This is a genomic window from Terrisporobacter sp., from assembly GCF_017888745.1.
Lineage (GTDB): Bacteria > Bacillota > Clostridia > Peptostreptococcales > Peptostreptococcaceae > Terrisporobacter.
The window spans coordinates 1-8,691 of sequence record NZ_JAGHFM010000170.1 but is presented as its reverse complement, the minus strand read 5'-3'; the positions used below and the strand labels follow the sequence as shown (position 1 = coordinate 8,691).

Annotated in this window: 13 protein-coding genes; all 13 read left to right on the top strand. The window is 28.9% G+C overall.

Annotation, left to right across the window (positions count from 1 at the left end; genetic code table 11):
• Nucleotides 1–214: 214 nt before the first annotated feature.
• A complete protein-coding gene (locus J7G74_RS08415) occupies nt 215–331 on the top strand; it encodes a Spo0E family sporulation regulatory protein-aspartic acid phosphatase (protein WP_297134077.1) in 117 nt (38 codons plus the stop codon).
• 14 nt (nt 332–345) lie between these two features.
• On the top strand, nt 346–636 hold the full coding sequence (locus tag J7G74_RS08410; RefSeq protein WP_297134074.1) for a hypothetical protein: 291 nt from the start codon (nt 346–348) through the stop codon (nt 634–636).
• A gap of 2 nt (nt 637–638) precedes the next feature.
• The gene (locus J7G74_RS08405) at nt 639–914 is read left to right on the top strand and encodes a MazG nucleotide pyrophosphohydrolase domain-containing protein (RefSeq protein WP_297134071.1); all 276 of its coding nucleotides are present in this window, start codon (nt 639–641) and stop codon (nt 912–914) included.
• Nucleotides 915–929: 15 nt separating this feature from the next.
• The gene (locus tag J7G74_RS08400; protein ID WP_297134069.1) at nt 930–1,331 is read left to right on the top strand and encodes a sigma factor-like helix-turn-helix DNA-binding protein; all 402 of its coding nucleotides are present in this window, start codon (nt 930–932) and stop codon (nt 1,329–1,331) included.
• Between the two features lie 15 nt (nt 1,332–1,346).
• On the top strand, nt 1,347–1,841 hold the full coding sequence (locus tag J7G74_RS08395; protein WP_297134066.1) for an NUMOD4 domain-containing protein: 495 nt from the start codon (nt 1,347–1,349) through the stop codon (nt 1,839–1,841).
• 691 nt (nt 1,842–2,532) lie between these two features.
• Nucleotides 2,533–2,694, top strand: coding sequence for a hypothetical protein (locus J7G74_RS08390; protein ID WP_297134063.1), 162 nt, complete (start codon nt 2,533–2,535; stop codon nt 2,692–2,694).
• Nucleotides 2,695–2,876: 182 nt separating this feature from the next.
• Nucleotides 2,877–3,554 (top strand): Rha family transcriptional regulator, encoded by a 678-nt coding sequence (locus J7G74_RS08385; RefSeq protein WP_297134062.1) that lies wholly within the window; start codon nt 2,877–2,879, stop codon nt 3,552–3,554.
• A 56-nt stretch (nt 3,555–3,610) separates the two neighbouring features.
• Nucleotides 3,611–4,060 (top strand): hypothetical protein, encoded by a 450-nt coding sequence (locus J7G74_RS08380; RefSeq protein ID WP_297134059.1) that lies wholly within the window; start codon nt 3,611–3,613, stop codon nt 4,058–4,060.
• Nucleotides 4,053–5,456 (top strand): phage terminase large subunit, encoded by a 1,404-nt coding sequence (gene terL / locus J7G74_RS08375; protein ID WP_297134057.1) that lies wholly within the window; start codon nt 4,053–4,055, stop codon nt 5,454–5,456. Before J7G74_RS08380 ends, terL begins: the two co-directional genes overlap by 8 nt.
• Before the next feature lie 12 nt (nt 5,457–5,468).
• Entirely contained in the window at nt 5,469–6,947 is a 1,479-nt protein-coding gene (locus J7G74_RS08370; protein ID WP_297134054.1) for a phage portal protein, read from the top strand.
• Complete coding sequence (locus J7G74_RS08365) at nt 6,937–7,119, top strand: hypothetical protein (protein WP_297134052.1); 183 nt, start codon at nt 6,937–6,939, stop codon at nt 7,117–7,119. The genes J7G74_RS08370 and J7G74_RS08365 overlap by 11 nt, the downstream gene beginning before the upstream one ends.
• Nucleotides 7,119–8,141 carry a phage minor capsid protein gene (locus J7G74_RS08360; protein ID WP_297134050.1) on the top strand — a complete coding sequence of 341 codons (1,023 nt, stop codon included), beginning with the start codon at nt 7,119–7,121 and terminating at the stop codon, nt 8,139–8,141. The genes J7G74_RS08365 and J7G74_RS08360 overlap by 1 nt, the downstream gene beginning before the upstream one ends.
• A gap of 194 nt (nt 8,142–8,335) precedes the next feature.
• Nucleotides 8,336–8,691 (top strand): phage scaffolding protein (locus tag J7G74_RS08355; protein ID WP_297134048.1); only part of this gene is annotated, 356 nt, incomplete at its 3' end.

Genomic DNA, 8,691 nt, shown 5'->3' with positions numbered 1-8,691 from the left:
TATAACGATAAAGAGAGAGTTTTAAGCTCTGTACAATTAATAAGCGAAGATTTAAAACAATGGCTTGAAATTGATATAGATGTTTTAGAATTGGAGTTTGAAGAAATTAAATAAAATAATTCTTTCAAATAACAACAGAATAGAGGATTAAACTGTTATCTGCTTAATCTTCTATTCTCAATCAAGAATTAATTGAAAATAGGTGGGTGATTGAATGTTAGATGAACTAAAAGAAATACTAAGCAACTTATATACAAAGCATGGACTTACAGATGATGTTTTAAGACTATCACAGGTTATTGACATACTTATTTATCAAGAAATGAAATAAAGGGGGTAACAGGCATGTTATTTAAGAGTAAGAAGATATTAGTTAATAGATGTACAGAGATACAACAAGAAAAAAGATCAGCATTAAAACATAGAGAAGAGTTAGTTAAATTAAATAATTATTTATTTAAGAAGAATAAAAATCTTGTTAAAGAGAATGAAGAGTTAAAAAGAAGAGAAGAAACTCTATTAAAAGTTATAGATAAGCAAATAGATATAAAGTGTATGTTATCAACTAAACTAGTTGCTGCACAAAGTAAGTTAGATAAATTAGAAAAATATATAAGTGAACTTGAAGGGAGATAGATATGGAGTATAACAATTATATGCAAGCTGTAGAAGTAGATAAAGATTTATGTACTACTATAGCTATGGAAGAATGTTCAGAGTTAATACAAGCTATTTCAAAAGGCAAAAGAGGTAAATTAGATAAAGATAATCTAGCAGAAGAAATAGCAGATGTTAGAATTTGTATGAGTTGGTTAATGAATATATTTAATATAGAGTTTGAAGAAGTAAATAAATGGATTGATTTTAAAGAAGATAGAATAACAAAAAGACTTAATAAAGGTGAGTTTAAATAAATAGGAGGTAGGGGAATGACTAAAGAGGAATTAAAAGAGTACATAGAAGTTAAAAGGGAAATAGAAATAATCGGAGAAAAGATTGAGTTTCTAGAAAGTAAAAAGACTAGCATTAAAAGTCAAATAATAACAGATATGCCAAGAGGAGAAGCAGAGCAGGATAGATTAGGACAACTATTGATACAAATAGAAGAATTAATAGATTTGTATAATGAAAAGCAGGACAAGTTATTAAAACAGCAATTAAAAATAGAAAAGTGTATAGATAAACTAGACAGTTCGTTAGAGAGAAATATAATGAGATATGTATACTTTGAAGGAATGAGATTTGAAGAAGTAAGTTGCATAATACACTATAGCTATAGAACGGTAAGAAGAATACACAAAAGAGCTATAGAAAACTTAGGAATAAAATAAAGGCGAGTGATATTTATGGAAATTTGGAAAGACATACTTGGATATGAAGATAAATATCAAGTCAGCAATTACGGTAATGTAAGGAGTTTAAACTATCTTAATACAGGAAGCACAAAAATAATGAAAGGAAATACAGCTGGAATATATACAACTATTGGATTATGTAAAAATAATAAAGTAGAAACTAAATATATTCATAGACTGGAAGCAGAAATATTCATTCCTAATCCTAATAATTATCCCTGCATCAACCATAAAGATGAAAACCCTAGAAATAATAGAGTAGAAAATTTAGAATGGTGTACACATAAGTATAATTGCAATTATGGCAACCATAATAAAAAGTTAAGCAGAAGTAGAAAAGGTAAAAATACCGGAAAAGATAATCCTATGTATGGCAAACATCATACAAGAGAAACCAAAGAAAAGATAAGTAAAGTACACAAAGGCATGCATGCAGGATCTAAACACCCAAACGCAAAAAAAAGTTATATGTATAACTACTGGTGAGATATTCGGATGTATAAATGAAGCTGCAGCAAAGTACAATATAGATAATTCGAGCATTATAAAGTGTTGCAAAGGGAAAATAAAGCATATAGGCAGACATCCAAGTACTAACGAAAGACTAGCTTGGGAATATTGTGGCAAGCTATAAACATGGACACCTTTGTCCTCTAAAAAAGTGATACTATATAAAGTAGGAAGATTATAAAGAAACTTGAGAATAAATTCTCATAAAATTAATTCGTTAAGTTTCTGTCGAGGGAAAAGAGTAGAGGTACTCTTCCCTCAATATGAAAGTATTGGATTATAAGTGATAGTAAAGTAAGACTATTCTAAGAGCTCAAGAATAGCATTGAAAGCTTGTATTGAAGTTCGATTCTTCAAACTTTCTAATGTACATTAATCTTGAGAAGGAAAACTAATAAACCCAACATAAAAGTTGTCAAAATAAAAGTTGTAGGGTAATGCAACTTATTTACGTCAGAACAAATTATATATAGTGTATCTTTATTTTTTAATATTCAACAAATTTTTAGAGGGTGTGATGAACCCTCTGATGTGGGAATGGTGGTTCCGTATAGTATCAGTTCGATTCTGATTTATTCCCTTCTCCCCCAATAATTAAAAATATTCCCTTTGAGAGAGGTACTAATGTATCTCTCTTTTTATTTTATTTAAAAAGCAGGTGTAAGTTATGGTTAAGAAGTGGATAGATGCTAATTTGATAGCAGATGCAGATTTAGTTCCTAAGAAACTTTGGGAGTATGAAGATGAAATGAAAAAGAAACCTAACTTTGACAAAAGTAAAGAAGTTAAAAAGAGAAAAATAAATAAGAAATTTAAATATAAAAAATAAAATGTTTATAATAAATGGAATTATTAGAAAACTTGCGATTAAGCAACTAAATTGATTTATATTTGTCTTAAGAATATATTATATATATTTACAATAAGTGGAAATAATAAAGATATATAACAAGAGGAACTTGCTGGATAATTACCAGCCTCCTCTATTTATAATGAATGGAGGGGTATATTATGAAATATGATTTGATAACTGTAAAAAGAAATGAAGTGTTTACTGATAGTAAGGTTATTGCTAATGGCACTCATAATAAACATGAGTCAATCCAAAGGATAATCAATAAATATAAAGATGATTTTGAAGAGTTTGGAAAACTTAGGTTTTCAGATTTAAAATCCGAAAACCCAAAAGGTGGTAGACCAGAAGTTATATACCTACTTAACGAAGAACAAGCTACTTTATTAATGACTTATCTTAGAAATAATGAAGCAGTTAGAACCTTCAAAAAGAATTTAGTTCATCAGTTTTATAGAATGAGAAGACATTTATTAGAAAAGCAATCTAAAGCATGGATTGAAACTAGAGAAAATAATAAAAAGAATAGATTAAAAGAAACCGATGTGATTAAATTATTAATTGAATATGCAAAAGAACAAGGCAGTAGAAACTCTGATAAATTGTATATCACATATACAAAATTAGCTAATACAATAATTAATTGTAAAAGAGATCAAGCGAATATAATGCAACTTAACAATCTTACTTTGGTAGAAGGTATGATATTGCAGACAATAAGAATAGATATGTCGCTAGGAATGCATTATAAAGATATATATAAAGATTGTAAAACTAGAATAGAAATGTTTAAGGATATAACATATCTAAATAATGACATGATAGCAATAAATTAAAATATATATTTAGAACTCTAGAAATAGGGTTCTTTTTTATTTTACAAAGAAAAGAGGTGAGTCCATGGCAAAGTCTAAGTATTTCACTCACTGAGCCTAAGCTTATACTTATTGAAGGATGGGCAAGAGATGGGCTCACTGATGAACAAATATATAATAACTTAGGAATAAGTAAAGATTCGTTTTACAAGTATAAAAAACAGTATTCTGACTTTTCTGACTCCCTAAAAAGAGGAAAAGAAATAGTAGACTATGAGGTTGAGAATGCTTTACTAAAAAGAGCTCTAGGATATGAATATGATGAAATAACATATGAAAATGGAGAAGAGGTAAAAAGAGTAACTAAACAAGTTGCTCCAGATACTACAGCTCAAATATTTTGGTTAAAAAATAGAAAGGCTGACAAATGGAGAGATAAAAAAGATGTTGAGCATAGTGGAGAAATAAATAATCCTTATGCTAATTTAACTACAGAAGATTTAAAGAAGTTGATACAAGATGACTAAAGATATAAAGTTAATTAAATTAGGTGCTAAATGTGAACTTGCTAGACGTGAGTTCTTTTTTTATTGCAATTTAAAAGCTCCTGATTTTTATAAACCTAATAGAAAATACTTAGTAGAATTATGTAATGATTTTCAAGAGTTCTATGAAGGTGATAATGATGTATTAATTATCAATGAGCCTCCTAGACATGGAAAATCAAGAACAGCTTCTTTATTTGTTGAATGGGTTTTAGGTAATAATCAAAATGAAAAGATAATGACTGGATCATATAACGAAACCTTATCAACTACATTTTCAAAGAATGTTAGAAATAGCATTATGGAGGAAAAAGCAGATAAATATAAACCTGTATTTTCTGATGTATTTCCTAAAGTAAAAATAAAACGTGGTGATGGAGCTATGAACCTTTGGAGTTTAGAGGGTGGATATAATAACTATCTAGCAACATCTCCTACTGGTACAGCAACAGGATTTGGAGCTTCTTTAATGATTATAGATGACTTAATTAAAAATGCAGAAGAAGCTAATAATGAGAATGTAAAAGAAAAGCACTGGGAATGGTTTACCAATACAATGCTATCTAGACTTGAAGAAGGTGGCAAGATAGTAATAATAATGACTAGATGGGCCAGTGATGATTTAGCTGGTAAGGTTTTAGAATGGTGCGAAAACAAGAAAAAGAAATATAAACATATATCTATGAAAGCTTTAGTAGATGAAGATAAAAAAGAAATGCTGTGCAGTGAAGTATTATCCTATGAGAGCTATATGGATAAAGTAAGTGCTATGGGAGAGGATATAGCAAGTGCTAACTATCAGCAAGAACCTATAGACTTAAAAGGTTGCTTATATTCTAGCTTCAAGACTTATACAGAATTACCTCCGTATTTTGAACAGATAAAAAGTTATACAGATACAGCAGATGAAGGAACAGATTATTTATGTTCTATGGTATATGGAGTATATCAAAAAGAAGCTTATATTTTAGATATTTTATATACACAAGAAGCTATGGAAAAAACAGAACAAGCAACAGCTAAAATGTTTTATGATAATAAGGTTAATGTTGCTAGAATAGAGAGCAATAATGGTGGTAGAGGGTTTGCTAGAAATGTAAAGAGGATATTAGAGCAAGAATTAGATAGCAATTATACAGTTATAAGACCTTTCCATCAGTCTCAAAATAAATTAGCAAGAATATTAACTAATGCTACATGGGTAATGGAACATATATATTACCCTGTTAATTGGAGAGATAGATGGCCTGATTATTATAAAGCTATGGTCAAATACCAACGTACTGGTAAAAATAAGAATGATGATGCTCCGGATTGTACTACTGGAATAGCAGAAGATATAGGAGCAAGAGAAGGAATAGGACCAGTAAATATATAAGGAGGTGATAGAGTGTTAACAAACCTCGACTTCTTGCGAATTGGTCAACATTGGCCTCCAGCAACAGAGACTAATAGACTAGAAAAATATTTTACAAATAAAAGAATATTTGAAGGTGAACATGAGTTAGTTTATAAAGAAAATTTCAATAGAATAGCTAGACATATAGGTAACTTTCAAGATATAGTAAGCTATTCTGTTATAACTAACTTTCAAAAGCTAATATCACTAAAGATAGCTGATTTTATGCTAGGAGAAGAACCTACAATAAGTTGTGGTGATGATAATAGTAATCAACAAATAGCTATAGATAAGATAAAAGAAAATAACGATCTAATAAATACTTGCTATTCACTAGCTATAGATTTAAGCAGATATGGTGATGCAGTATTTAATATATATAAAGATGATGAAGATACTGGAAGAATAGATATAACACAGCCTAGCTTCTATTTCAAAGTAGTTGACCCACAAAATATTAGAAAAGTTCAATATCATGTATTAGCTCATAAATATAAGAAATTAAAACCAAATACATTATTAAATACTTTGTTTAATGATGAAAATCAATATGATGATTTCTTATATGTAGAAATACACTCAAAAGGGTATGTTGAAAAGATTACATACAAACTTAGCAAGCAAGGATATATAGAATCAGTAGTAGAGCAGTCAAATGCAATTGAAACTGGATTAAATGATTTTGCTATTATACCAGTTCACAATCTATTAACATCAGATAGAGTATATGGAATAGATGATTATGCAGATTTAGATAGCATTATTAGTGAATTAGAAGTAAGAATATCTCAAATAGCTAAGATATTAGATAAACATGCAGAACCAAGTATGCAAGGCCCAGAGACTGCGCTTCAATATAACAAGGCTACTGGTAGATATGAATTGAAAGTAGGTAACTATTTCCCTAAGAGTTCAAAAGAAGATGCAGATGTATCTTATATTACATGGGATGCACAATTAGAAGCTAGTTTTAAGCAGATAGAAAAGCTTATTAATATATTAGCTGTAATATCTGAAATGGGTAGTGCTATATTTGACTTTGATAATAAGTTAGGTACTGCTGCAAGTGGTACTGCACTAAAAAGAATGATGATAAGTCCGCTTGCCAAGGTTAACAGAGTTAGAATGAGTGTAGATAATGCACTTAAGAAAGCTATTAAACTATGTTCTCAACTAGGAGGAGAAGATATTGTAGATTTATCAAAAGAAAAGATAAATATATTTTGGAATGATGGATTACCTAATGATCCAAAAGAAGAAGCAGATATATACAATATTAGAACTGGCGGAAAGCCTACTATAAGTCAATATTCAGCTATCAAGAGATTAGATAATCTAACGGATGAAGATACTCAAGCAGAGTTAGAAGCTATTCAAGAGGAAACTAATATAAGTAATCCTTTGAATAATTTGAACATGTTTAATGATTTAGATAATCAAAATGGTGAAGGTGAAGAAAATGAAGAATAAAGTTCATAGTCATAAAGTTAAAATAACAGAAAATCAAGAAGGAAGAAGAAAAATATATATAGATGATATGGAACTAAAACAAGTAACAGGTATGAACATAAGTATTAAACCTCATAAAAAAGATGAAGTTACTTTCACAATGCTTTGTGATGTTCAATATAGAGATAAATAATGACTAAGAAAAAGAAACCTCTTACAGCGGATAAAAAAATAGAAAAGCTTATTGAGATATATAAAGAAGCCGAACAAAGATTAATAAAGACTATTGCAGAAAAAGAAATAAAAGGTAATCAAACTACTTTCTATGAAGAAATGCTTAAAAAAGTTCAACAAGAAATACTTAAGCTTCAAATATATAATACTCAATGGGCAACAGATATTACTAAGCAACTGTATGAGCAAGCATATAAAGAAGCTATTAAAGTATTAGAAATAAATATAGATAGCCTAACTCAATTACATAAAGAAGCTATAGAGCTTATAGCCGAGAATATAATAAATAGTCTTAATGAAGCTACTAGCTTAGTTGGTAGACAGATAGAAGATAAGATAAGAGAGATAGGATTAAATTCTACAGCTAATAAGTTTGCTACTGGAAATACAATTAAGCAGATGCAAAAGGAATTGGTTAATAGTCTTATAGATGAAGGTTTAACTGGAGTTAAAGATAAGTTAGGTAGGAATATTCCTATTAGTGTTTATGCTGAAACTCTAGCTAGAAGTATAGTTGCTGAAACTCAAAATACCTGTGTTAAAAATGTTATGCAAGAACACGATAAAGATTTAGTTAAAATAACTTCCCATTATGGCTGTTGTCCAGTATGTGTAGTCTATGAAGGTAGGGTTTATAGTATGAGTGGAGAAGATGCTAGATTTCCTTCTTTGAAAAATCTACCAGGTTTTAGAGAAGGATATAATAACTTACATCCAAGATGTGCTCATAGGATTGTTCCGTTCATAGAGAAATACAATAATGTAGAAAAAGAAATAAAAAATAGTAACAGGCCTTTTGAAGTAGATAAAGATAAAGAAGCTAGTATAAATAAATATTATGAAGAACAGAAAAAGAAAGCTAAACTAAGAGCTAATAAAAAGCAATATGAACAAATAAAAATTGCTTTAGGTAAGGATGCTCCTAAAAGCTTTCAAGGATTCCTTAAAATGCTAAAAATCAAGAGAATTATAATGATTTAAAAGAAAGATTTAAAAAGGTTAGACAAGCAAACAATGAAGGTAATGTTAAATTGTAATTAAAGTCCGAATAGGGCTTATTTTTATGCAATTAATCATCTTTCTATCTATATCACAGATGTAAAAGAATGAATTAGATTACTATATTCAAGATGTAAAACTTGTAAAAAACGTAAATATAGGAGGATTTAAAATATATGAAATTAGTAGATATACTAAAAGCTCAAGGACTAACAGATGAACAAATAAGCAAAATACAGGCTTCAATGAAAGAAAATAAGGTATTTGAAACTTCTTTAGAAAATGCAGATGAAAGATATAATAAGTTGAAAACCCAAAAGGATGATTTAAAGGGCCAACTAGACACTGCAAATACAACTATAGAAGATTTGAAGAAAAACAACAAAGATAATGAAACTCTTCAAAATACTATAAAAGAACATGAAACTACTATAGAAAACCTTAAAAAAGAAGCAGAAACAAAAGACTTTAATTATGCTCTAGATACTGCATTAAAAGAGTCTAAGTGCAAGAATACAAAAGCTATAAAAGC